Here is a 23,498-nt window from a genome sequence, read left to right on the forward strand (position 1 = left end):
AGAGGTATAAAATGGAAAATATTACCGTACATATTATTTCTCACAGCCACTGGGATCGAGAATGGTATCTCCCTTTTGAATCCCATCGGATGCAGCTGGTAGAGTTATTTGACAACCTTTTTGATCTTTTTGAAAACGATCCTGACTTTAAAAGTTTCCATTTAGACGGACAGACCATTGTCTTGGATGATTATTTAGAAATCCGTCCTGAAAACCGGGACAAGCTGCAGCGCTACATTGACGAAGGCAAGTTAAAGATCGGACCTTTCTATATCTTGCAGGATGATTATCTGATTTCCAGCGAAGCCAATGTCCGCAATACCTTGATTGGTCAGCAAGAGTGCAAAAAGTGGGGCAAGTCCACTCAGATTGGTTATTTCCCAGATACTTTTGGAAATATGGGGCAGGCACCTCAGATTTTACAACAATCAGGAATTCATGTAGCAGCTTTCGGTCGAGGAGTGAAGCCAATCGGATTTGATAACCAAGTCTTAGAGGATGAGCAATTCACTTCTCAGTACTCTGAAATGTACTGGCAGGGTGCCGATGGAAGTAAAGTCCTAGGTATCCTTTTTGCCAACTGGTATAGTAATGGGAATGAAATCCCAGTCGACCCTGAGGAAGCGAAGATTTTTTGGGAGCAAAAGTTAGCAGACGTGAAGAGCTACGCCTCTACAAACCAATGGCTGATGATGAACGGCTGTGACCACCAGCCAGTTCAGCGCAATCTCAGCCAAGCTATCCGAGTAGCCAATGAGCTTTATCCAGATATTAACTTTGTGCATAGTTCTTTTGATGACTATATGCAGGCTGTGGAAGCAGCTCTTCCTGAGGAATTGTCTACAGTTCAAGGCGAATTGACCAGCCAAGAAACAGACGGTTGGTACACTTTAGCTAACACTTCCTCAGCCCGTATCTATCTAAAACAAGCTTTCCAAGAAAATAGTAACTTGCTAGAGCAGGTAGTTGAGCCACTAACTGTCATAACAGGAGGTCACAATCACAAAGACCAGCTGACTTATGCTTGGAAGACCCTTTTGCAAAATGCTCCACACGATAGTATTTGCGGCTGTAGTGTAGACGAAGTTCACCGTGAAATGGAGACTCGCTTTGCCAAAGTCAATCAAGTGGTAGAATTTGTCAAAGGCAACCTGCTGGAAGTATGGAAACAAAAATTAGATAGCCGTCAAGCAGAGAGTGACCTGATCTTCACTGTTGTCAATACGGGACTCCATGATAAGGTCGACACAGTTTCTGTGGATGTGACATTTGCGACTTGTGATTTCAAGGAAGCGCATCCGACCGAAGCCTACCGGAGAATGGCGGAGCTGACGATTCCAGACTTGATTGTCAAGGATTTGGATAGTCGCCCTGTCGAAGCCAAAATCGAAGATTTGGGAGCTAATTTCCAATATGACCTTCCAAAGGATCGTTTCCGTCAGGCTTATATTGCTCGTCAGTTGCGCGTGACTTTGCCGCTTCATCTAGCACCTTTGTCTTGGAAAACCTTCCAATTGCTTCCTGGTGCAAAAGAAGAACATGAAGGGCTCTACCGCAATGGCGTGATTGATACTCCATTTGTGACTGTTAGCTTTGATGAAGACTTGACCGTTTACGATAAGTCAACTCATGAAGCCTATGAAGATTTCCTCCGATTTGAAGATCGTGGCGATATTGGAAATGAGTATATCTACTTCCAGCCAAAAAATACAGAACAGATCTATGCAAAACTGGCTGGCGTTAAGGTTTTGGAAAATAATGCACGCTATACTAAAGTAGAGTTGAGTCATGAATTGACCTTGCCAGTAAGCGCTGATGACTTGCTTGAGCAAGAGCAAAAAGGCATTGTTGAATTTATGAATCGCTCAGCAGGTCGTTCGTCAGAAGTGACAACCATGATCTTGTCAACAGAGTTGACGGTCTTTGCGGACAGCCCGCAACTGCGCTTTAAGACTCGCTTTACTAATACAGCTAAGGATCACCGCATCCGTGTTCTTTTCAGAACCCACAACAGCAGTAAAACCAACGATTCAGACAGCATTTATGAAGTAGTTCGTCGTAATAATCAACCAGCTGCTTCATGGGAAAATCCAGAAAATCCACAGCACCAACAAGCCTTCGTTAGCCTCTATGATGACCAAAAAGCTGTCACAGTAGCTAATAAAGGTCTAAATGAATACGAGATTTTAGGTGATGATACGATTGCTGTTACCATTCTGCGAGCAACAGGTGAACTGGGCGACTGGGGCTATTTCCCAACACCAGAAGCACAGTGCTTGCGTGACTTCCAAGTTGAGTACACTGTGGAATGTCACCAGCCACAAGAACGCTTTAGTGCTTATCGTCGGGCGAAAGCCTTCCAAACGCCGTTTACAGCTCTGCAAATTTCCAAACAAGAAGGAAGTGTTGTAGCAACTGGACAAGCCCTGGATCACCCAGCTCTCAGCCTGCCTGAAATCTGTCCAACCGCTTTGAAGGTGGCTGAAAACGAGTCAGGAATCATCCTTCGTTACTATAATATGACCCAAGAAGAACAAGAAGTGACGACTGGTTACCAAACGCTAGTTAACCTTTTAGAAGAAGTAGTGCCTGAAAAGTCCGGAGTCCTAGGACCACAGGAAATTCGTACAGAGCTTTTGAAAAAAGATTAAACTGAGACTGGGGCGTCTTGCCCCAGCCTTAGAATTAATAAAATAAGTAAAGGAGAAAAGCATGGTCATTGCAACAGTCGATATAGGTGGAACAGGTATCAAGTTTGCGGCTATGTCTAAAGAAGGGGAAATACTGGAAAAGCAAGAGCTTGCAACGCCTGATAATTTAGGCGACTTGCTGGCTTGGTTGGATTCTTGCCTTTCTAAGCGAGCTTACCAGGGCATTGCCATGAGTGTGCCTGGGGCAGTTGATCGAGCAACAGGCATTATTGGTGGGATTAGCGCGGTGCCTTATATTCATGGTTTTTCATGGTATGATAAGCTAGCCTCTTATGATCTACCGATTCATTTAGAAAATGATGCCAACTGCGTTGGTTTAAGCGAGCTGCTAGCTCACCCTGAGCTAGAAAATGCAGCCTGCGTGGTCGTTGGCACTGGTATTGGTGGCGCCATGATTCTCAATGGCAGATTGCACCGTGGCAAACACCATCTGGGTGGAGAATTTGGTTATATGCTCTTGTCTGAACCAGCTGAGACGCTAGGGAATTGGTCACTTCTTGCTTCGACAGGTAGTCTTGTTCGCTCTGTTCAAGCTAGTACTGGCTCGCAAGACTGGAACGGTAAGAAGATCTATGAAGCGGCGGCTGCAGGAGATGAAACTTGCCAAGCAGCAATTGAGCAGATGAACCGAAACCTTGCCAAGGGACTGCTCAATATTCAGTATTTATTTGATCCGGATGTGATAAGTCTGGGTGGCTCTATCAGCCAAAATCCTGACTTTATTCAAGGTGTCCGCTCAGCGATTGCTTATTATGTTGATCGCTATGAAGAATATTCGGTTGTACCAGAGATTCTGGCCTGTACCTACCAAGGAGAGGCTAATCTGTATGGTGCTTTAGTAAACTGGTTACAGGAGGAAGGCCAATGGCCACATTCTTAGGATTATCTAGTAAACAAGAAAAAGCTCTTTCCCGTTTAGAAAAGTATTTGAACTTGGGGGAGATTGAAGTCAGTCTTGTCACTGATTCAGCTACATTGATCAAGGTTGAAGGACGTCAGGGGCGTTATCAAGTTAGTTTTAAGCAACCTCATCAGCTCTATCGAGCTTTGGCGCTTTTATCTGCTGCGCTTAGATCAGGTCAAGACGAGGTGCAGATTGAGGAAGAGGCGGCCTATGAGGATTTGGCCTATATGGCTGACTGTTCCCGCAATGCCGTCTTGAACCTAAGCTCAGCTAAGAAGATGATTGAGGTCTTGGCTTTAATGGGGTATTCCACCTTTGAACTCTATATGGAAGACACCTACGAGATAGAAAATCAGCCTTATTTTGGCTATTTCAGAGGACGCTACACGGTTGCAGAATTGCAAGAGATTGAAGATTATGCCACAGATTTTGATATGACCTTTGTTCCTTGTATTCAGACCTTGGCTCACCTATCTGCTTTTGTCAAATGGGGTGTCAAGGAAGTACAGGAACTTCGAGATGTTGAGGATATCCTGCTGATTGGTGAAGAAAAAGTTTATGACCTAATTGAGGGCATGTTCCAGACGATGGCGCATTTACATACGCGCAAGATTAATATCGGCATGGATGAAGCCCACTTGGTCGGTCTCGGACGTTATTTGATTCAACATGGTTTCCAAAACCGCAGTCTTCTCATGTGTCAACACCTTGAGCGAGTCTTGGATATTGCAGATAAGTATGGTTTCCACTGTCAGATGTGGAGCGATATGTTCTTCAAACTCATGTCTGCAGATGGTCAGTACGACCGTGATGTAGAAATCCCAGAAGAAACCCGAGTTTATCTGGATCGCCTTAAAGAGCGAGTGACCTTGGTTTATTGGGATTATTATCAGGATAGTGAGGAAAAATACAATCGTAACTTCCAAAATCATCATAAGATCAGCCAAGATATTGCCTTTGCAGGCGGTGCTTGGAAGTGGATTGGCTTTACGCCGCATAATCATTTTAGTCGCTTAGTAGCTATTGAAGCCAATAAGGCTTGCCGGAAAAATCAAGTCAAGGAAGTGATTGTGACAGGCTGGGGAGATAATGGTGGAGAAACTTCTCAATTCTCAATCTTACCTGCTCTGCAGATTTGGGCGGAACTAGCTTATCGAAATGACTTGAAGAAAGTTTCAGAACACTTTTTAGTGAGTACAGGGCTTGACTTTGATGATTTTATGAAAATAGATTTGGCCAATCTTTTGCCAGATTTGCCAGACAATCTTAGCGGTATCAATCCAAATCGCTATGTCCTTTACCAAGACATCCTCTGTCCCCTGCTGGAACGCCATATCCGACCGGAAGAAGACAAGCAGCATTTCGAAGTATCTGCTCAGCAGTTAAAGGAAGTCAGCAAAAGAGCGGGCGAATATGGTTATGTTTTTGAGACCCAGGCCCAGTTAAATGCACTCTTAGCCTTGAAGATTGAAGCAACATCAGGCATTCAAAGAGCTTATCGTGAAGGGGATAAGGAAGGTTTGGAAGACTTGGCCGAAAAAGATTTGCCTCAGCTTTACCAAATGGTTGAAGACTTTTCGGACCAATTTAGTCGCCAATGGCAGCAGGAAAATAAGATTTTTGGCTTGGACACAATTGACATCCGTTTTGGAGGTTTACTCAAGCGAATCAAACGAGCACAAGAACGCCTAGAGCAATACATTAGTGGTCAAATCGAGCGTGTCGAAGAATTAGAACAAGAAATCTTGCCTTTTAATGATTTCTATAAGGACCAAGGTTTGACAGCGACAACTGCCAACCAATGGCACTCGATTGCAACGGCCTCAACAATTTATACGACTTAAGAAAAGACCGGCCTTTTTGGGGTCGGTTTTTTTTTCTCATTTTTATCTATAAATTGGATAAATAATTTGTATAGTTTTTTCTATAATTTGGAGTTTAAAATAATTTTTAAAAAAGCATATAATAGAAATGTGAAAACGGTATCAACTAAATAGAAAGGGAGATTTGCATGAATAAGTTGATAAAAACATTAAAAGAAAATTTCGTTTTCTTGCTCATGGTTCTGCCAGGAGTTATTTGGTTGATTTTATTCTTCTACATTCCGGTTTTCGGAAACGTAGTTGCCTTTCAGGATTTCCATATTCACCCTGATGGTTTCATTGCCAGTATCTTAAATAGTAAATGGGTGGGATGGGATAACTTCAAATTCCTATTTAGCTCGAGGGACGCATTTATCATTACCCGTAATACCCTGCTCTACAACTTTGGATTTATCATTCTAGGTTTGATTGCTGCAGTGGCGATTGCGATTATCTTTAGTGAAATGCGATCTAAGAAGTTAGTGAAAGTGTACCAAACTTCGATGCTCTTCCCTTATTTCTTGTCTTGGGTTATTATCAGTTACTTTGTAGATGCTTTCTTAAACATTGATAAAGGACTGATTAATCACTTGCTTCAAGGTTTTGGAAAGGAAGCCATTAACTTCTATACAACTTTAGGAATTTGGCCGGCTCTTTTGCTCTTCTTGGGTATTTGGAAGGGACTTGGATATAGTAGTGTTATCTACTATGCAACTATTATGGGGATTGACCCGACCTACTATGAAGCTGCAACAGTGGATGGTGCTACTAAGTGGCAACGCATTCGCAATATTACCTTGCCTCAGCTAACACCTCTGATTACGGTCTTGACCATTCTAGCAGTCGGAAATATCTTCCGCGCGGATTTCGGTCTCTTCTATACAGTAACCCGTAACGGAGGAGGAGGATCTCTCTATAGCGTTACCAACGTTTTGGACGTATATGTCTACAATGGACTTTCAGGAACTGGGGACATCACAATGGCCGCAGCCGCAGGATTGTACCAATCCGTTGTTGGTTTAATACTCGTTTTAGTATCTAACTTGATTGTTCGTCGCATAGATAAAGATTCTGCGCTATTCTAGAAAGGAGGAACCAATGAAAAAATCGGAAAAAATCAAAAAAGAAAAAATCGATAACGTTGGTATCCATGCCTTCAGTAAGCCAGCTAACTTATTTTTCAGTATTTTAATTGGGATTATTGCCCTATCTTGTATCTTACCATTTATCTTCGTTATTATGATCTCTATTACAAATGAGTCTGTGATAGCTACAAATGGTTTCAGCTTCTGGCCTTCTAAATTTGGCTTTGACGGTTATCTTTTCCTGGTACAGTTTAAGGACAAAATTTTAAACTCCCTTTTTATCACTCTGTTTGTGACAGCAGTCGGTACCAGCGTCAATGTCTTCATGACAACGACATACGCATATGCAATTTCTAGAAGAACATTTAAATACAAACGCTTCTTTACAGTATTTGCTTTGATTACCATGCTCTTTAATGCAGGTATGATTCCAGGTTACATCGTGGTAACTCAGTTGCTACGAATCGGAGATACCATTGCGGCCTTGATTATACCAATGTTGCTTTCTCCATTTAACATTATCTTGATGCGTACCTTCTTTAAACGGACGATTCCAGAAGCAATTCTTGAATCAGCTAAGATTGATGGTGCAAGTGAAACACGGATTTTCTTCCAAATTTGTTTACCACTTGCTCTACCAGGTATTGCAACAATCAGTCTCTTCACAGCTCTAGCTTATTGGAATGACTGGTTCAATGCCTTGCTTTATATCAAAAATCCAGATTTCTATCCTTTGCAATACTTGCTGATGCAAATCCAATCAAATATGGACTACATCGCAAAATCATCAGGTCTGTCATCACAAGTTGTTGGGGCAGCCAGTGGACTGCCTAAAGAAACTGGTCGTATGGCCATGGTGGTTGTGGCAACCTTGCCAATTGCAATGCTCTACCCATTCTTCCAACGTTATTTCGTAAAAGGTTTAACGATTGGTGGGGTCAAGGAATAAAAGTCCTAAACTTGCCTGTCAAGTATGGACTTCCTTGAAGTCAGCTTCGTAACTGAGCTTATCAGTTCATTAAATTGTTTATCAAAAAATAAAAATAAAGGAGTTTTTCTTATGAAAAAGTGGCAAAAAGTCGCACTCTTCTCAGCCAGCGCTCTCTTGATTACAGCTTTGGCTGCCTGCGGTAGCAGTAAATCATCTAGTTCAGAAAATGGTCCAACAACCATTAAGATGTACCAAATCGGTGATAAACCAGACAACTTGGACAAATTGTTGGAAAATGCTAACAAGATCTTGGAAAAGAAAGTTAATGCTAAATTAGAAATGCAATACCTTGGTTGGGGTGACTACAGCAAGAAAATGTCTGTAATTACTTCATCTGGTGAAAACTATGATATCGCTTTTGCTGATAACTATGTTGTAACTGCTCAAAAAGGTGCATATGCTGACTTGACAGACCTTTATAAGAAAGAAGGGAAAGAACTTTACAAAGCTCTCGACCCTGCTTACATCAAAGGTAACACTGTAAATGGTAAGATCTATGCTGTTCCAGTAGCTGCTAACGTTGCATCATCACAAAACTTTGCCTTCAACGGTCCTCTTTTGGAAAAATATGGAATTGACATTTCAAACGTGACTTCATATGAAACACTTGAACCTGTTTTGAAAGCAATCAAAGAAAAAGATCCAAACGTTGTACCATTTGCAATTGGTAAAAACTTCATTCCATCAGAAAACTTTGACTACCCAGTAGCAAACGGTCTTCCATTTGTTATTGATATGGAAGGTGACACTACTAAGATCGTCAACCGTTATGAAGTCCCTCGCTTCGTAGAACACTTGAAGACTCTTCACAAATTCTACAATGCTGGATACATTCCTAAAGATGTAGCAACAAGTGATACCACTTACGAACACAACAGCGATACATGGCTTGTTCGTGAAGAAACAGTAGGTCCTGCTGACTATGGTAATAGCTTGCTTTCACGTGTAGCAAACCGTAAGATCGAAATCAAACCAATTACTAAATTCATCAAGAAAAACCAAACAACTCAAGTTGCTAACTTTGTCATCTCAAACAACTCTAAGAACAAAGAAAAAGCAATGCAAGTGTTGAACGAATTGAACACTAACCCAGAACTTCTTAATGGACTTGTTTATGGACCAGAGGGAGAAAACTGGGAAAAAGTTAAAGGTTCAGAAAACCGTGTAAAAGTCTTGGATGGCTATAACGGAAACACTCACATGTCTGGATGGAACACTGGTAACAACTGGATCCTTTACATCAACGAAAATGTAACTGATCAACAAATTGAAGATTCTAAGAAAGAATTGGCTGAAGCAAAAGAATCACCAGCTCTTGGATTTATCTTCAACACAGAACCAGTTAAATCTGATATCACAGCTGTTACAAACACAATGCAACAATTTGATACAGCTATTAACACTGGTACAGTAGACCCAGAAAAAGCTATTCCAGAATTGATGGAAAAACTTAAATCTGAAGGTGCTTACGACAGAGTACTGAAAGAAATGCAAAAACAATACGATGAATTTTTGGCTGCTAAAAAATAAGCCGAGGTAAACATTGAGGTTGGGATTTAGATCCCGACCTTCTTGTTTTTTTCTTGTTCGATTGTTCAATTTTGAAAAGAGTAAGGATCTAAAATATGGTATAATTTGTTTATATGATTTTTAGATTGAAGATGTAATAGAAGAGGTAGGATATGGGGAAATTCATTGAATTTGTTTTTCAAAAAATTTATATGGCAATGCTGGCATCGGGAATTTTTTTAGTCCTGACTCTCTGTGGTGGTGTCTTGTTTGGCTTAGCACCTGCTAGTACGGTTTTAATGACTCTTTTTGCCCAGTATCGGTATGATTATAAAGCTTATAAGTGGCAAGAAGCTTGGTCCTTATTTAAAGAAAATTTCCTTCGTTCTAACCAGGTTTTTTATACCCTACTTTCAATTGAGGCAATTTTCTTGTATGGCCTCTATCTTCTTGTCCAGCTTCCTCAGTCTATTTTAACTGTGATTATCAGTATTTTAAACCTGCTTTTAGCTCTTCTATTGCCACTAGCTTACGCGGTTTATTTGAAATTGCAAGTTTATTTTGAGTTATCTTATATTAATTCGATTAAGCTTTCCTTTATTGGCATGTTTTTGAATGTAGGTGCAATGTTTAAGATTGCATTTGGAACGGCCATGATTATGGCAATCTTTTATTACATGCCTGCCTTGGTTTTCTTTGTCTTTCTTGGGGCTTGGCATTTCTTTATCAGTGATTTACTAGAACCAGTCTATCAGTTGATTGCTTCTAGATTAGTGGACCAACCATGAAAAAATTTTGGTTAAATTCCTTGCTAAGAGTCTATGCAATGACCATGTTTGTCATTGTCGGTTTTGTAGCTCTGTTAATCTCTTATGCCAGTTGGCAGTCCAAGGTTCAAGAAGTAACAGAAACTTCCCAGCGTATTTCAACAAGACTGGTTGATGAAGTTGAATCCTACTATCAGCGTGGTGTTCAAATCACTAAAAGCCTTGTAGGAAACCAGGCCAAGTTAGAAGGTGTCTATAATTATTTCACCATGTCGCCATCTGAGTACATTTATTGGCGTTTAAATAATGGCCTTCTTGGGATCGTTGAAGTTTCGCTACACGAGAATGTTGCCGATATTTATCTGCAGAATGATTTTGTGGCTGGTTTTGATATTGCATTGCAGGATTACAAGACAGTCTTTGTTTCAACTCGTCAAAAACAAGGAGGAATGCAAGTTGAAGCTAGTAAATATAAGCCAGCTAAGAATGCTTTTCCAATTCCTATTTATGACAGCGTCACCAGCAACCATATCGGGGTCGTTTATCTAACGATTGATTCCCAAGTTTTTGAACAAACGATTGACAATATTCGAAATACAACCCCTGTACTGGTTAAAATTACCTCGCCCTTCCAAAAAAATATGCTGACTTTTGGGGAAGGGAACAGTAAGAATTGGCTGGTCAAGGAGACACCTCATGGCTATGGTGTTCAAGTGGCTGTCCCAGAACATTATGTTTTAGAGAGAAGTTTAGTAAATGCCATTGTCATAGTGGGTATTAGTGCAATTCTAACAGGGAGTCTCCATCTGATTCTGCAACGAGTATTCCGCAACTATCAGCGCCAGGTTATTGATTTGGTGGATACGATCCAAGCAATAGGACAAGGAGACAGCCACTTACGGATTGAGACTGCAACCAAGGAGCAGGAATTGCTCTTAATTGCTGATAATACCAACACCATGTTGGATAATCTCGACCGCAATATTCATGACATCTACCAGCTGCAACTGAGTCAAAAAGATGCCAATATGCGGGCTTTGCAGGCTCAAATCAATCCGCATTTTATGTATAACACTCTGGAGTTTATCCGTATGTATGCAGTTATGAAGAGCCAAGAAGAACTTGCGGATATTATTTATGAATTTAGCAGCTTGCTGAGAAACAATATTTCTGATGAGACGCAGGTAACCTTGGAAAGCGAATTGGAATTCTGTCGTAAATACAGTTATCTCTGTATGGTGCGCCATCCAAATTCGGTTGCTTATGGCTTTACCATTGCTGAGGAGCTTAAAGGAATGATTATTCCTAAGTTTACCATTCAGCCTTTGGTGGAGAACTATTTTGCCCACGGTGTAGACTATCGCAGAAAGGACAATGTGATCAGTGTCAAAGTTTTGAAAAAATCTGATGCAGTTCAAATCATTGTTCAAGACAATGGACGTGGAATAAAGGCTGACAAGCTTGCAGAAATCCAGCAAATTTTAGCCAAGCGTCAATTGGAAAATTCGGAAAATAAGGAGAAAAGGACCTCGATTGGGATTATCAATATCCACGAACGTTTCTTGCTTTACTTTGGAGACCGCTATAGCATTGCTGTAGAGTCGGGAGAAAATAGGGGCGTTCGCTATATTATAGAGATCAAGGATGAATAAGAAAACACCATGCATAAAGTATTACTAGTTGATGATGAATACATGATTACCGAAGGTCTGAAAGTTCTCATCCCTTTTGAAAAATGGAATATGGAGGTTGTGGCAACAGCCAATGATGCTGAAGAAGCGCTAGACTATGTTAAAAACCATCCTGTTGATTTGGTCATCACCGATGTCAATATGCCAGGTATGAATGGTCTAGAAATGATTGCCCAGATGAAAGAAAGCCTGCCTAAACTCGCCTTTATCATCTTGTCAGGCTATCAGGAGTTTGAATATGTTAAAAAGGCCCTAAATTTGCAGGTGGCTGATTATTTGGTCAAACCTGTCAATAAGGTTGAGCTTGCAGCTATTTTAGAGAAACTTTCCCTGCAATTTGACCAATCTTCTCACCATCAAATGGAAGCAATTTTCCAAGATGGTCTCTCAGAGGAGGATTTGATTAGACTGTTAGAAAAGGAAGGAACAATTTGGCTAGGAGCTAGTCGAATCCCTCAAGGTATCGCTTCTACTTCATATTCCGTATCTGGTCAGACCTTATATCTTTTCCTATCACATACGAAAGAAGAGAGCCTCTACCAGATAGAGCTGGAGCCTCCTTACAAAGATAATTTGCAACAATTCAAATCCAATCTCGAGAAAGTTGTCTTTTATGGAACGGTTGGCCTGCAACAGGCAGATCCCCTTTTTCAATACTATGAACCCATGTATCGTGTGATTATTCAGGGGAATATCAATCAGATTTTGGATGAGTTAGACTTGCTAAAAGGTGTCGTCTTGAGCCACACACCAAGGATATCAATTACCAAACAGCTTTTTATTCAATTTATGATGGATGTTTATCATTTGTTTGAGCATTTGAAGCCAGATGATATGACCAGCATTATCAAGGAGATTGAAGGTATGATGTCCTTTGAGGACTTGCTAGACTATATCAAGCAAAAGTTGACTCATCTATTTGCTCAGTATCGTATGAATGAAAACGTCGCCAGTGTTCTAGAAGTCATTGGTCGCGATTATCAAAAGGATCTGTCTTTAAAGGATATCAGTAAAGACCTCTTTATTAATCCGGTCTACCTAGGACAGTTGATTAAGCGTGAGACCAATTCGACCTTTGCTGAGCTTCTGAATAAGCAGAGAATTAAGGCGGCCCAACAGTTGCTTTTGTCAACCAATGACAGTATTGAAGATGTCTGTTATGCAGTGGGTTACAGTAATGTTGGATATTTCTACAAAGTATTTAGAAAACTCTGTGGCAAGTCACCAAAGGCCTACCGCCAGCAAGTAGACTAATGAATCAGATAAAGCTAAGGATCTATTTAGAATTTTTCTCTTTAAAAAGCAGAAAAATTGGAATAAATAGGTCCTGTTTTTATACCATCAGAAAGAGTATAATGAAGGTGACTTTATAAAGTGAGGTAACCATATGCTTACATTTCCAAAAGACTTTGTTTGGGGTTCTTCCACATCTGGTCCACAAACTGAAGGGCGCGTGCCTGGTGACGGCAAGGGGGACAATCTCTGGGATTACTGGTACCAAGTGGAGCCCAATCGCTACTACAATGAAATCGGCCCAGAACAAACATCTACTTTTTATCAACATTGGGAGCAAGATATTGATCTTCTAGTCGAGACAGGTCATACAGCCTTTCGAACTTCTATCCAGTGGTCACGGATTTTCCCACAAGGCCGAGGTGAAGTTAATCCTCAAGGAGTGGCTTTCTACAGACAGGCCTTTGAAGCCATTAAGGCTAAGGGAATCCGCCTTTTAGTCAATCTATACCACTTTGACCTGCCTTTTGCTCTTCAGGAAGATGGGGATGGTTGGGAAAATAAGGCAACTATCAAGGCCTATGTTGACTATGCTCGTTTCTGTTTTGAGACCTATGGGGACTTGGTAGATCAATGGATTACCTTTAATGAACCTATCGTTCCGGTGGAGTTTGGCTATTTTTATGATGCCCATTATCCTCACAAGGTGGATGCAAAAGCAGCAGTTCAGGTTGCTTATCACACACAACTAGCGAGTACCCTTGCAGTCAAGGCTTGTCATGAAATCTTGCCTGACTCTAAGATTGGGATTGTCCTAAACTTGACACCAGCTTATCCACGAAGCCAACATCCTGCTGATGTGAAGGCTGCGCGTATTGCGGACCTCTTCCAAGCCCAATCTTTCTTAGATCCATCTGTTTTAGGAACTTATCCAGAGGAATTGGTGACAATATTATCTGAGTATGATTTGCTGCCAGATTATACAGCTGAGGAGTTGGAGCTCATTCGTGAGCACACCGTGGACTTCCTTGGAGTCAACTACTATCAGCCTTTGCGGGTTATGGCACCGCGTTTTGCTAAACATCCTGATAGCCCGCTCTTGCCGGAGCATTTCTATGAGCCATATGTCATGCCTGGTCGTAAAATCAATCCTCACCGTGGCTGGGAAATATATGAGCAAGGGATTTATGATATCGCTCAAAATATCAAAGAAAATTATGGCAATATCGAATGGATGCTGACGGAAAATGGAATGGGAGTTGAAGGTGAAGAAAGATTCCGTAAAGATGGCTTTATCCAAGATGATTATCGTATTGACTTTGTCAAAGGCCATCTGCGCCAGCTCCACCGTGCCATTCAAGACGGGGCCAACTGTACTGGCTACCTCATGTGGACCTTTATCGATTGCTGGTCTTGGCTCAATAGCTATAAAAACCGTTATGGTCTGATTGAATTGAATTTGGAAACTCAAGAACGGATTATTAAGAAATCAGGTTATTGGTTCCGTAAGCTTAGTCAGCAGAATGGATTTGAAGAATAAATAAGAAGGCCTATCAACAAAAGGTTGGTAGGCCTGTGCTATGATTTGAATATCAAAATATGTTATAATAGCACCAATATTTTTGAAAAATGGAGAATAAAAAGTGGATTTCAAGACAGAATTGGGACAAAGGATTCAAAATCTCCGTGAAAGCAAAGGATTAAGTAGACAGGCAATCTGTGATTTAGAAGATGTGTTAACGACACGTCAGCTCCAGCGGATTGAGAAAGGACAGTCTCTGCCCACGATTGCAACAGCAAAGTATATTGCTGACAAGCTTGATGTTTCTTTAGATGTCTTGGCTAACAATAATAGTTTAGCATTACCTCCTGAATACATTGATTTGAAATATCAATTACGAACCTTGTATCATTATGGCGATCCAGAACGTCTTCGTTTACTCGAAAAAATTATTGATGAAATTTATGAAAACCATTTTGAGAATTTACCAGAAGAGGAGCAATTATCTATTCAGGTAGCTCAGGCAACTGTTGACATGATTGGTGCTAAAGATCCTTCCTTTGATCAAGGTTTATTAGATGAGTACCTAGAGCAGGCAATGAAGAAAAAGGAATTAAGCTTCAATGATGTGGAGATTATTCAATTGCGCTTGCTTTCCTTAGCACTAGGAGACTTTAATCAGGAAGAATTTGTAGACTTACTGAGTAAAGTGATCTTGGCTGCAGACTACTTTCCATTATCGGAGCTGGAAAAGGTTCAAAATACGATTGTTTCAGCAGCAGCAGGTGTATTGGCCCATTATGGGATATACGAGATATTACCTGATATTGTAAACGTACTAAATGATATTATGACAAAAAGACGTGATTTTCAGGACAACATTTTTGTTCATGCCCTAAATTGGAAGGTTGCTTTATTTATAGAAGATAATCTAGAGAAAGCAAAAAATGATTATCAAAAGGTATGCATGATGGCAGATTTATTATCTGAGGATTTAGTGAAAAGAAATATGCAAGAAGAATGGATTGAAGATCTTGAGAAAAAGGGTCTTAAATATACTAATATTTAAAGAATTTAGGCTATCCAGAAGAAACTTGCCAGAAGTTTTTTTCTGAGAAGAGTTGCTAATTGATTAAGTTGCCTCAAGGAAATATCAACTATTCAAATTCAGGAAGTTATCATGAGTTAGTTTATTCAACAAATAACCTATCAACTAGAATGTTGATAGGTTTTTCTTAAGCTTATCTTAACTAGACCAATTTTTAAAGATGTAAGTGGTAAGAGTTTTTAGAAAAGTATAAATTGAATATCTTGTATAGGAAGGAGAACGGAGAAATCTGTTCTCCTTTTTTGTTCGTTTTAAATTTAAAGAGAAAGGAGATCATCATGCGAGGATTGGAGATTGTCATGAATATTGACACATTGGAAGTTTATGAAGTGATTGATCACGATAAAGAAAATCAGTCAGAGAAATTACCGCTAGAAGATTCTGAAGCTTCTCCAGGTGCCTTTCAACTTGATTTATTTGAAAGCATGAGCTGTCAGAACACATCCTAGGGGAGATTGTAAAGAACTGTATCAGAGGAGACAAACGATGATGACAAACAGTTTAAATTTATATGAAAAGTTACTCAATAGTGAGCCGTTAGGATTTATTGATCCGCTGACAGATCTAGGAGAGTTTGACAAGGTTCAGATGAAATTCAGAAAACCTGTCCGCAGCTTAACGAACAAGTATTCAGGTCAGCCTTATAATCCTTACTGGCAAGAGAAAATTGAGGAAATGCGATTACTCTATATTCAATATCAGCTAAGCCTACGTGAAGAAGACAAGAAAGAGAATATCCAAACCAGGGTCAAGGTTCCAGAAACGCAAGAACATATTGAAGAAATCGTGACCACGTATTTGAAGCTAGGTTTTCGCTTTAGAGAAATTGAAAAAAGAGTATCACTGTCCTACAAAAAGCTACGGAGTGACTGGAGTCGGTGCGATTATGTAACGACCGCAGAGACTGAGTTTTACAGTAAAGAGGACTTAAAGGACGGCTACTTCTTTTCGGTTGCTGAGCCTCCTAAGAGTATGAAAGAGAACTAGGAGTTAAAGTAAATGAAATTTTTAGATCTATTTGCTGGCATTGGCGGTTTTCGCCTTGGTATGGAAGCCGCAGGCCATCAATGTGTAGGGTTTTGTGAAGTAGACGGCTTTGCCAGAAAATCTTATAAAGCTATTTTTAATACAGAAAAGGAGGTAGAACTTCATGACATCAGAAGCGTACCAGATGAATCTATTCGAGGACTTGGACAAGTGGACATTCTCTGCGGAGGATTTCCGTGTCAGAGTTTCTCGCTTGCTGGAAGCAGACGAGGTTTCAGAGATGAACGAGGTAATCTCTTCTTTGAAGTTGCACGCTTCGCAAAGCTTCTTAGACCCTCTTATATTTTCCTTGAAAACGTCCCAGGACTCCTTAGTCATGGAGGAGGTGATACCTTTGAGACCATCCTCAGCACGCTTGATGCCTTGGGGTATAATGTGGAATGGCAAGTGCTTAACAGCTCGCACTTCGGAGTTCCACAAAACAGACAAAGGATCTTCCTTGTCGGACATTCTCGAAGACGAGGTACCCAACCAATATTTCCTCTCGGAAGCGACAACAGGGAAGTTGCTGAATTACCAGAAATCAGAACAAATTCCCTTACCGCCCAATACCCAGGGGGACAAGGGAACGGATCGTACATTGTTGAAAGTAAACCGAAGAGAGTAGGGAATATTCATCCTTCGGGTAAGGGAATGAATGGAGATATTTACTCAGTTGAAGGAACTGCTCCTACTCTTACAACAAATAAAGGTGAGGGGATGAAGATTGTACTATCAGGCAAGCTGCCTGGTAAGTATTCTATAACGAATCGATTATATGATACTTCTGGTATTGCTCCCACACTTTCCACAATGCAAGGAGGAGGCCAGGAACCAAAGATAATTCAGCGCTCTCATGGCTTTAATAAGGGTGGGGAGTATAAAATAGCACCAACCTTAACCAGCCATAGTTATCAGGAGAATAACGTTTTGAAAATTAAAGAAGCAACATCTGTTGGTTACACAAAAGCTACAGTCGGTGACAGTATAAATTTAGCTCATCCTAATTCTGCAACACGCAGGGGTAGAGTTGGAAAGAATAAAGCAAACACACTAGTGACTGATGACAGCCAAGGAGTTGTTATGTCAGATTTTCGTATCCGTAAACTCACTCCTCGAGAATGCTGGAGGCTTCAGGGGTTCCCTGACTGGGCTTTTGATAAAGCGTGTTATGGAGAAGTTATACCGCAAGGTTATTTTGACCTACTGCTTTCAAGAAAATTGTCTCGCAAAAAATGGCAGAAGCTATGGAGAATAACTCGTAAGCAACGAATGTCAAACAGCCAGCTATACAAGCAAGCAGGGAACAGTGTAACGGTTCCTGTAATTGCAGCTATAGCGAAATGCTTTAGTTAGAAAGTTACTTTATGAATATAAAAACTATCTATCCTTTAATCCTCAAAGATGGATTAAGGAGCTATAAATTTAGAAACAGCCATTTGAAGCCTGTTTCTTCAGCTGAGGAAGGCAAACGAGGGGCCATCTTTGCTTACCGTTCCAAAGCTCACATGATTAAGGCCCGTGGACTTGTTCTGACGTCGATGGAAGCTATTGAAGAAAATCAAGACAGCTTCACTCACTGGACGCCGAACGTTTACCGCTTCGGATCATACAGTGACAGTCGACGACAAATTACACGTGGCCATGCTGAAGAGAATTTGCGTCAGATCAATACCTTTGTGATTGATTTTGACCTGTCCTCAGATGATGTAATGACATCAGGAGACATCCTGACGGCTGCTCTTGATTTAGGCTTCATGCCAACGTTAATTCTAAAGTCAGATAAAGGATACCAGGCTTATTTTGTTCTGTCTGAGCCAGCCTATGTGACGGCTCATTCACAGTTTAAAGTGGTAAAGGTGGCCAAGGCGATCTCTCAAAATTTGAGAAGTTACTTTGGCCAGACTTTACCTGTCGATATGACCTGTAATCACTTTGGTATTTGCAGAATACCCCGTACAGATAATATCGAATTTTTTGATGAAGAGTACACCTATTCTTTCCAGGAGTGGCTGAATTGGTCGATGAAACAATCAGACTTGCCTTTCCCAAGTAAGAAACCGAACCTAACGGTTATTTCAGGAACGGAAGGGGCAAAACAGACCGATGAGCCCTGGTACAAAATGTTGATGAATGAGTCAAACATCAAAGGTACTAAGGACTTAATGGGCCGAAATTCTGTATTATTCACTTTAGCCTTAGCTAATTTCTCCAGTGGCGTCTCACAGGGCGATTGTGAGGTCGTGTTAAATGAATTTAGCCTACGACTGGACGAACCAGTCACTACAGGCGAACTCTTAAAGATTATTGCCAGTGCTTATTCAGGCAAATATGAGGCAGCCAGCAGAGATTATATCATGCTGCTGTGTCGGGCCTGGGTCAATAAGGATTTGAAGTCTGCGGATCTCTTTACCAAGCAGCGGTGGTACAAATTCAAGAAGAAGCGGGCTGATCGCAAGAACAGTCATCTGTATGAATGGAAAGCCGATGTGATGGCCTATTTAGAGGACTTTTACCAGTCAGAAGATCCATTTATTCAGACAACGAAAAAGGCGCTGAGAGAAGCTCTCAGTATCCCTGAACGCTCTTTAGACAGAGTACTGAAATCACTGAAGGCAGATCAGAAGATCTTCTTCACGATTAAATCTGGCCGTGGCGGCGGGATCCGTATTGCTTCAGTCAAGGCTATCTTCCTGTCCCTTCTCCAGGTGAAAAAGGATCGCCAGGAAGCGTATGTTGGTTATATTGCTGCTTTCTTTGAAGAAAGCTTGAGTCTCACTCGGCGAGTGATAGAAGGAGTTAAAAATGACCTTAAACAAGTATCACAACTCTCTTTATTTGAGCTCGACATTGGATAAAAAATAAAACCCGTCAAGTGCCTTTACATTATATCTAGGATACTGTGAGGCAATTCGGAGGTGGGGAAAAACTAGCTAGTAACTATTCATTAGGTAGGAGAACAACTAACACGTAAAAAAGTATAAGAGTTGGGTGTACTCAATGTTCAGGAGCTAGTCAAGAACTTGGAAGATCAAGAAAGTGAGGAAGTCAAATGATTGCTATTTTTAGTTTTGAGATTGGAGATTATCTGCGTGATGAGAAGAAGAACCTTCTAGTTTTTGAGACTCAGGGGATGGCTTCTCAATATCTTCAAAAATGGTATCACAAACCCGTACCAGTAACGAGGACAAAGAGAATTATTCAGTATCCGAATTACTATCAGGCTCCATTTAGATTTCATAAGGTTTGTTAGAAGGGAGGTTTTAATGGTGAAAAATGAAGATGATGTTCTTTATACTGGAAGACTTTATCTGTTTGATATTATTCCATTATGGAAAACGACAAAGACCAAGCGAGAATGGAAACAAATTGAAATGGAGATGTCATCAAGAAATAAAATGGTGATGTTTAAGTTTGATGACGAGGAGGAGAGGGAAGATGACAAAAACGTTTAAGATTGTACGAGGGACTTATCTGACAGGACTAGGACAAGAGCCCTCAGCTTATTACTTCAAAGTGTCTGAAAGCGATGCAGACTTTGAAACGATTGCTCCTGGAGATGTAGCCCTGACCTTTTATCAAAATGGAGAAACTATCACAAGTTTACCAGCTTTGGTACGAGTTGATGGGGTCATTGTAGCTGAAAGACAGGTCAATGAATTTCTCCATAGTGAGAAGAAAGATCATCTGCCTATGTTGCCGATTGTGGCGATTTATGATGATTTTGATCCGCTTGTTTTTAATAAGATTATGACCAGCTTTCAGGAGCTAAAGCAAGACATGAAACGGCTGGCTAAACTCCAAGTGATCCAGGGCAATCTCTTTGATTTTCTGGACAAGGAGGACTCTCTATGAAAGATTTGAAAGCAATCAAATTGGGTTTTGGCATTGTTCTTTTTATCATGCTTTTGAGTTTTGCTGCTATTGGAGTAAAGACAGTTTGGCAAGAGGTTGTTTTCAAAGATTATGACAGCCATCTGACCCAAAACGAATATACAGCTGCGGTAGTTGATCAGAATGTGAACCTGGTCTTTTACAAGTCAGGCTGCCCCTATTGCCAGGCAGGAAAACAGGCGGTTATTTCTGCTGCTGAAAAGAGTGCTTATCCGACTTTTTATATCAATGTTGAGTCTGAAAACGGGCAGGCCTTAGTAAAGAAATACCAAGTAAAAAAAGCGGCGACTATTGTCAAGTTGAGAGATGGAAAACAGCAGCTTTCTCTCTATGCAACTAAGGCTAGTAAAGGTGAAATTAATGTTGATGAGTCTGCTATCAAGGAGGCAATGAAATGACTAAAAAGGTAAAGAAAAAAACAGAAGCATTGTTTCGTTTTGATAATGAATTGTGGCGTGCTAAGACGCCTGAAAGTGTGGTTGCTTTAGGCAGACATGTTGGAGAAGATCCTTACTATCTTCTCCGGTTCCATGACGAGGGCGGCAGCCTTACCTATATCTCAGAGAGTGAGGCTTTGTGGCTAACTCTCGAACTTGCACCAGAAAAAATGTCTTGTATCTAGGAGGTTTCCCATGAATAACTTATCGAATTTTATTAGTCATTTTGTCATCTTGGCTAGCTTGCTATGCACTTGGTTTCTTCCTATTTGTTCTGTGACAATCAGAGATAAATATGAGAATGAGAAAAAGCAAATGAGAGCGTCTGTCGTCTTGATGATGTTGTTGAAAATGTTCTGGCCTAATAGTCAGGTGAAGTGGGGAAAAGAAAATTAGAAAGGATTTGTTAGACATGATAGAAACATTAAAACGCTGGATGGAAAATGCAAAATCCAGCACCGTTGTAAAACCATTTCTGGCCGTTAAAAACTGGTTTCAGGAGAATGTGATCAAACGAAAATTAGTCATTTTTTCCGTTTTATTTGCGGCCTGGATCAGTCTTTTGGCTGGAGCACTCTATTCTCCAGAACGCCAAACCTACACAGATGATCAGCTTAAAACCAAGCAAACATTTGTCAATGGAACTGGAGAAATTAAGCTGACCAGTCAGACCTATTCTCCCAAAACAGGTATCATTGTTCTTCAGTTTGAGACTAGGGATGCGACTTCATCTGTTGACCGTGGAATTGATGCCAAGCGCTTAAAATGGAAGCTTTACTCACAAAATAAATCAGCTAAAACGAGCATGGAAGTTGTCCCAATCGTGGATAATAAAATCTCAGTGATTATCCGTGGAGTACCTGAAGATTTTGGCGCTTTTGCGATTGATGTCATCAATACAACTGTCTCAACTAGTTCAGTTGATATTGACATTACATCGCCATCCAGTGACGATAGTTCCACTTCAAAAACCTTGTCCCCGAAAGAGGAGGAAGCAGAAAGAACAGTTCAATTCTTTGTAACAACTCAAAATAAAAATCTCAAACAAAAGACAATCGATGCGGTGTCTCGTGAAGAGTTTACACTGACTGAAATCGAGGCTGAAATCACCTATCAGGAAGGACAAATCAAAAAATTGAATGAGTCCATTTCTAAGCTGAAAACCTCTATTGAAGATGATGAGTCTCGCAAAAATGGATTGAATACTGAAGCAAAATATCTTACAGGTGATGACTTGGAAGCCAACCAAAAAGATATTTCTGTCATTGATAGTAACATCGAAACCAAGAACCGTTCGATTGAAACAGCGACAGAAAATATCGAAAAACTAAAAGGTAAGATTGAGACCTTAAACAAGAAAAAAGCAGCCGTGAAAGATGGTACATTTGAATTTTCTAATCCGATTGAAACGGTGGAAATGAAATAGTGAAAGGAAAGATATCATGAAAAAACACACTCAAAAATGGAAAGAACTAAATAAAAATGGACTCAAATTATCACTGTTTTGTGGTTTGAATTGGCTTGTAAAATTCTTGATTAAGGGTCAATTTTATATTTTCTCAGCTGTTTTACTCGGCTTGCTGACGTATTATATGCCACGGGATATACAACTATTTACTGTGAAAGTTTTGATTTCCTTAGTCATGCTCAAGTGCTTAATAGATGTCATTTATACGCTCTCCTCAAGAGAGTTGAGATGTATGAAGACGACTTTCAATTTTGTTTTAATCTTTCTATTTTTCCTAGAAGGAAATGATTATATTAAGCAACATGTTTTAACAGAATCTATGGTTAATCGTCTTCTTACATTTTGGCTAATTAGTCTTGCTCTTGCAACTCTTGTAATTTTTATTCAGCCGATATTATTTAAGCGCTATCTCTTCAAAAATGTTATTAATAAAGAGTATTTAGGTATTCGAAAGCTAACAGATCATCTGCCGCCTGAATGTAATCTTTATACGGATGCTGATGAAAAAGAAGCTGACAAACGGATGAAAATGATTAACCAAAATGTGATTAAACAACCTTATCAAGAGTTTGTCGAATTAAGCTATTTAAACAGAGAAGTGCATACAGCTATTCGCTATAGTGTAGTTCAATTTGAAAAAGAAAAAGAGCGTACTTTCGGTGATTATGATACCATTTATTATCCTGTTTTTAGAATTTATCCTTTTGGAATAAAAGAAGATTTTGGTCATACACTGATTAAATTTAAACTTAGTCGAAGAGCTGCTTTTACAATAGAAGTTGAAGGATTTCAGAAGCAATTTTCCTAAAATTGGTTCTCCCTAATTTTATATTAGGGAGTTTTCTTTTTGCGGTGACTTGTCCCTTTACAGCACAAAAAAAAATTATCCCTTATACTGATTTTAATTTTAAAAAGGAGGCTATAAGATGGCAAAAAAAGATCTTAAAAAAATTGATTTAGAATTGGAAGAAGCAAAGAAAAAAGTTGCTGCTTTGGAGTCGGTTCGTAAGGAAGCAGAAGAAAAGCTTCAAAAAAATATTGGTAAATTGTACGTCCAGGTGCAGCTCAAAAAAGATAAAAATTTGTCGTATGAACAAATTCATGATGACCTAAAAACAGAACTCGCTCTTCTCAAAGAAGAAGAAAAAGAACGTCGTCAAACTACTCAAAAAGCTACTGAAGAAAGTGAACAGGTTTCTTAAAAACAGACCGATTTTCTCCAGCTGAATGAGCACTAAATAACCTGATTTTGCTCTTAAAAGTTCAGTGGCTAAAAGTATGCTGATTAGAAAAAAGAGTAAGTATAGGTGT

Annotated in this window: 24 protein-coding genes; all 24 read left to right on the forward strand. The window is 40.0% G+C overall.

Annotated features, from left to right (window positions below):
* Positions 1-11 precede the first annotated feature (11 nt).
* Positions 12-2,651, forward strand: coding sequence for an alpha-mannosidase (locus tag HMPREF0847_RS06350; protein ID WP_008809754.1), 2,640 nt, complete (start codon positions 12-14; stop codon positions 2,649-2,651).
* Between the two features lie 61 nt (positions 2,652-2,712).
* A complete protein-coding gene (locus HMPREF0847_RS06355; RefSeq protein ID WP_008809753.1) occupies positions 2,713-3,591 on the forward strand; it encodes an ROK family protein in 879 nt (292 codons plus the stop codon).
* Complete coding sequence (locus HMPREF0847_RS06360) at positions 3,576-5,459, forward strand: family 20 glycosylhydrolase (protein WP_008809752.1); 1,884 nt, start codon at positions 3,576-3,578, stop codon at positions 5,457-5,459. Before HMPREF0847_RS06355 ends, HMPREF0847_RS06360 begins: the two co-directional genes overlap by 16 nt.
* A gap of 167 nt (positions 5,460-5,626) precedes the next feature.
* Positions 5,627-6,562: an ABC transporter permease gene (locus tag HMPREF0847_RS06365; RefSeq protein ID WP_008809751.1), complete on the forward strand. Its 936-nt coding sequence runs from the start codon at positions 5,627-5,629 to the stop codon at positions 6,560-6,562.
* Between the two features lie 13 nt (positions 6,563-6,575).
* Positions 6,576-7,511 (forward strand): carbohydrate ABC transporter permease, encoded by a 936-nt coding sequence (locus HMPREF0847_RS06370; RefSeq protein WP_008809750.1) that lies wholly within the window; start codon positions 6,576-6,578, stop codon positions 7,509-7,511.
* A 111-nt stretch (positions 7,512-7,622) separates the two neighbouring features.
* The gene (locus tag HMPREF0847_RS06375; protein ID WP_020992727.1) at positions 7,623-9,083 is read left to right on the forward strand and encodes an ABC transporter substrate-binding protein; all 1,461 of its coding nucleotides are present in this window, start codon (positions 7,623-7,625) and stop codon (positions 9,081-9,083) included.
* A gap of 152 nt (positions 9,084-9,235) precedes the next feature.
* Complete coding sequence (locus tag HMPREF0847_RS06380; RefSeq protein ID WP_008809748.1) at positions 9,236-9,850, forward strand: YesL family protein; 615 nt, start codon at positions 9,236-9,238, stop codon at positions 9,848-9,850.
* Positions 9,847-11,481 carry a sensor histidine kinase gene (locus tag HMPREF0847_RS06385; RefSeq protein WP_008809747.1) on the forward strand — a complete coding sequence of 545 codons (1,635 nt, stop codon included), beginning with the start codon at positions 9,847-9,849 and terminating at the stop codon, positions 11,479-11,481. Before HMPREF0847_RS06380 ends, HMPREF0847_RS06385 begins: the two co-directional genes overlap by 4 nt.
* Before the next feature lie 9 nt (positions 11,482-11,490).
* A complete protein-coding gene (locus tag HMPREF0847_RS06390) occupies positions 11,491-12,774 on the forward strand; it encodes a response regulator transcription factor (protein WP_008809746.1) in 1,284 nt (427 codons plus the stop codon).
* A 133-nt stretch (positions 12,775-12,907) separates the two neighbouring features.
* The gene (locus HMPREF0847_RS06395) at positions 12,908-14,293 is read left to right on the forward strand and encodes a glycoside hydrolase family 1 protein (RefSeq protein WP_008809745.1); all 1,386 of its coding nucleotides are present in this window, start codon (positions 12,908-12,910) and stop codon (positions 14,291-14,293) included.
* A 103-nt stretch (positions 14,294-14,396) separates the two neighbouring features.
* Entirely contained in the window at positions 14,397-15,323 is a 927-nt protein-coding gene (locus HMPREF0847_RS06400; protein ID WP_020992728.1) for a helix-turn-helix domain-containing protein, read from the forward strand.
* Between the two features lie 317 nt (positions 15,324-15,640).
* The gene (locus HMPREF0847_RS11375; protein WP_008809743.1) at positions 15,641-15,811 is read left to right on the forward strand and encodes a hypothetical protein; all 171 of its coding nucleotides are present in this window, start codon (positions 15,641-15,643) and stop codon (positions 15,809-15,811) included.
* A gap of 37 nt (positions 15,812-15,848) precedes the next feature.
* Positions 15,849-16,349: a hypothetical protein gene (locus HMPREF0847_RS06405; protein WP_008809742.1), complete on the forward strand. Its 501-nt coding sequence runs from the start codon at positions 15,849-15,851 to the stop codon at positions 16,347-16,349.
* Positions 16,350-16,361: 12 nt separating this feature from the next.
* Entirely contained in the window at positions 16,362-17,744 is a 1,383-nt protein-coding gene (locus HMPREF0847_RS06410) for a DNA cytosine methyltransferase (RefSeq protein WP_008809741.1), read from the forward strand.
* Positions 17,745-17,755: 11 nt separating this feature from the next.
* Positions 17,756-19,246 (forward strand): primase C-terminal domain-containing protein, encoded by a 1,491-nt coding sequence (locus HMPREF0847_RS06415; protein WP_008809740.1) that lies wholly within the window; start codon positions 17,756-17,758, stop codon positions 19,244-19,246.
* 194 nt (positions 19,247-19,440) lie between these two features.
* Positions 19,441-19,641: a hypothetical protein gene (locus HMPREF0847_RS11455; RefSeq protein ID WP_008809739.1), complete on the forward strand. Its 201-nt coding sequence runs from the start codon at positions 19,441-19,443 to the stop codon at positions 19,639-19,641.
* A gap of 13 nt (positions 19,642-19,654) precedes the next feature.
* Entirely contained in the window at positions 19,655-19,843 is a 189-nt protein-coding gene (locus HMPREF0847_RS06425) for a hypothetical protein (protein WP_008809738.1), read from the forward strand.
* Positions 19,827-20,243: a hypothetical protein gene (locus HMPREF0847_RS06430; protein ID WP_020992730.1), complete on the forward strand. Its 417-nt coding sequence runs from the start codon at positions 19,827-19,829 to the stop codon at positions 20,241-20,243. Before HMPREF0847_RS06425 ends, HMPREF0847_RS06430 begins: the two co-directional genes overlap by 17 nt.
* On the forward strand, positions 20,240-20,680 hold the full coding sequence (locus tag HMPREF0847_RS06435) for a hypothetical protein (protein WP_008809736.1): 441 nt from the start codon (positions 20,240-20,242) through the stop codon (positions 20,678-20,680). The genes HMPREF0847_RS06430 and HMPREF0847_RS06435 overlap by 4 nt, the downstream gene beginning before the upstream one ends.
* Positions 20,677-20,904 (forward strand): hypothetical protein, encoded by a 228-nt coding sequence (locus tag HMPREF0847_RS06440; protein ID WP_020992731.1) that lies wholly within the window; start codon positions 20,677-20,679, stop codon positions 20,902-20,904. The genes HMPREF0847_RS06435 and HMPREF0847_RS06440 overlap by 4 nt, the downstream gene beginning before the upstream one ends.
* Positions 20,905-20,914: 10 nt before the next feature.
* On the forward strand, positions 20,915-21,115 hold the full coding sequence (locus HMPREF0847_RS06445) for a hypothetical protein (RefSeq protein WP_020992732.1): 201 nt from the start codon (positions 20,915-20,917) through the stop codon (positions 21,113-21,115).
* 16 nt (positions 21,116-21,131) lie between these two features.
* A complete protein-coding gene (locus tag HMPREF0847_RS06450; protein WP_020992733.1) occupies positions 21,132-22,145 on the forward strand; it encodes a hypothetical protein in 1,014 nt (337 codons plus the stop codon).
* Positions 22,146-22,161: 16 nt separating this feature from the next.
* Positions 22,162-22,995 carry a hypothetical protein gene (locus tag HMPREF0847_RS06455; protein WP_008809733.1) on the forward strand — a complete coding sequence of 278 codons (834 nt, stop codon included), beginning with the start codon at positions 22,162-22,164 and terminating at the stop codon, positions 22,993-22,995.
* Positions 22,996-23,113: 118 nt separating this feature from the next.
* The gene (locus tag HMPREF0847_RS06460) at positions 23,114-23,389 is read left to right on the forward strand and encodes a hypothetical protein (protein WP_008809732.1); all 276 of its coding nucleotides are present in this window, start codon (positions 23,114-23,116) and stop codon (positions 23,387-23,389) included.
* Positions 23,390-23,498: the final 109 nt, after the last annotated feature.

The sequence above is a fragment of the Streptococcus sp. 2_1_36FAA genome (genome assembly GCF_000161955.2).
GTDB lineage: Bacteria > Bacillota > Bacilli > Lactobacillales > Streptococcaceae > Streptococcus > Streptococcus gordonii.

What these genes read in the sequence shown, in the direction of transcription:
- HMPREF0847_RS06350 (WP_008809754.1), top strand. Translation starts at nt 12, where the DNA reads ATGGAAAATATTACCGTACATATTATTTCTCACAGCCACTGGGATCGA.
- HMPREF0847_RS06355 (WP_008809753.1), top strand. Translation starts at nt 2,713, where the DNA reads ATGGTCATTGCAACAGTCGATATAGGTGGAACAGGTATCAAGTTTGCG.
- HMPREF0847_RS06360 (WP_008809752.1), top strand. Translation starts at nt 3,576, where the DNA reads ATGGCCACATTCTTAGGATTATCTAGTAAACAAGAAAAAGCTCTTTCC.
- HMPREF0847_RS06365 (WP_008809751.1), top strand. Translation starts at nt 5,627, where the DNA reads ATGAATAAGTTGATAAAAACATTAAAAGAAAATTTCGTTTTCTTGCTC.
- HMPREF0847_RS06370 (WP_008809750.1), top strand. Translation starts at nt 6,576, where the DNA reads ATGAAAAAATCGGAAAAAATCAAAAAAGAAAAAATCGATAACGTTGGT.
- HMPREF0847_RS06375 (WP_020992727.1), top strand. Translation starts at nt 7,623, where the DNA reads ATGAAAAAGTGGCAAAAAGTCGCACTCTTCTCAGCCAGCGCTCTCTTG.
- HMPREF0847_RS06380 (WP_008809748.1), top strand. Translation starts at nt 9,236, where the DNA reads ATGGGGAAATTCATTGAATTTGTTTTTCAAAAAATTTATATGGCAATG.
- HMPREF0847_RS06385 (WP_008809747.1), top strand. Translation starts at nt 9,847, where the DNA reads ATGAAAAAATTTTGGTTAAATTCCTTGCTAAGAGTCTATGCAATGACC.
- HMPREF0847_RS06390 (WP_008809746.1), top strand. Translation starts at nt 11,491, where the DNA reads ATGCATAAAGTATTACTAGTTGATGATGAATACATGATTACCGAAGGT.
- HMPREF0847_RS06395 (WP_008809745.1), top strand. Translation starts at nt 12,908, where the DNA reads ATGCTTACATTTCCAAAAGACTTTGTTTGGGGTTCTTCCACATCTGGT.
- HMPREF0847_RS11375 (WP_008809743.1), top strand. Translation starts at nt 15,641, where the DNA reads ATGCGAGGATTGGAGATTGTCATGAATATTGACACATTGGAAGTTTAT.
- HMPREF0847_RS06405 (WP_008809742.1), top strand. Translation starts at nt 15,849, where the DNA reads ATGATGACAAACAGTTTAAATTTATATGAAAAGTTACTCAATAGTGAG.
- HMPREF0847_RS06410 (WP_008809741.1), top strand. Translation starts at nt 16,362, where the DNA reads ATGAAATTTTTAGATCTATTTGCTGGCATTGGCGGTTTTCGCCTTGGT.
- HMPREF0847_RS06415 (WP_008809740.1), top strand. Translation starts at nt 17,756, where the DNA reads ATGAATATAAAAACTATCTATCCTTTAATCCTCAAAGATGGATTAAGG.
- HMPREF0847_RS11455 (WP_008809739.1), top strand. Translation starts at nt 19,441, where the DNA reads ATGATTGCTATTTTTAGTTTTGAGATTGGAGATTATCTGCGTGATGAG.
- HMPREF0847_RS06425 (WP_008809738.1), top strand. Translation starts at nt 19,655, where the DNA reads ATGGTGAAAAATGAAGATGATGTTCTTTATACTGGAAGACTTTATCTG.
- HMPREF0847_RS06430 (WP_020992730.1), top strand. Translation starts at nt 19,827, where the DNA reads ATGACAAAAACGTTTAAGATTGTACGAGGGACTTATCTGACAGGACTA.
- HMPREF0847_RS06435 (WP_008809736.1), top strand. Translation starts at nt 20,240, where the DNA reads ATGAAAGATTTGAAAGCAATCAAATTGGGTTTTGGCATTGTTCTTTTT.
- HMPREF0847_RS06440 (WP_020992731.1), top strand. Translation starts at nt 20,677, where the DNA reads ATGACTAAAAAGGTAAAGAAAAAAACAGAAGCATTGTTTCGTTTTGAT.
- HMPREF0847_RS06445 (WP_020992732.1), top strand. Translation starts at nt 20,915, where the DNA reads ATGAATAACTTATCGAATTTTATTAGTCATTTTGTCATCTTGGCTAGC.
- HMPREF0847_RS06450 (WP_020992733.1), top strand. Translation starts at nt 21,132, where the DNA reads ATGATAGAAACATTAAAACGCTGGATGGAAAATGCAAAATCCAGCACC.
- HMPREF0847_RS06455 (WP_008809733.1), top strand. Translation starts at nt 22,162, where the DNA reads ATGAAAAAACACACTCAAAAATGGAAAGAACTAAATAAAAATGGACTC.
- HMPREF0847_RS06460 (WP_008809732.1), top strand. Translation starts at nt 23,114, where the DNA reads ATGGCAAAAAAAGATCTTAAAAAAATTGATTTAGAATTGGAAGAAGCA.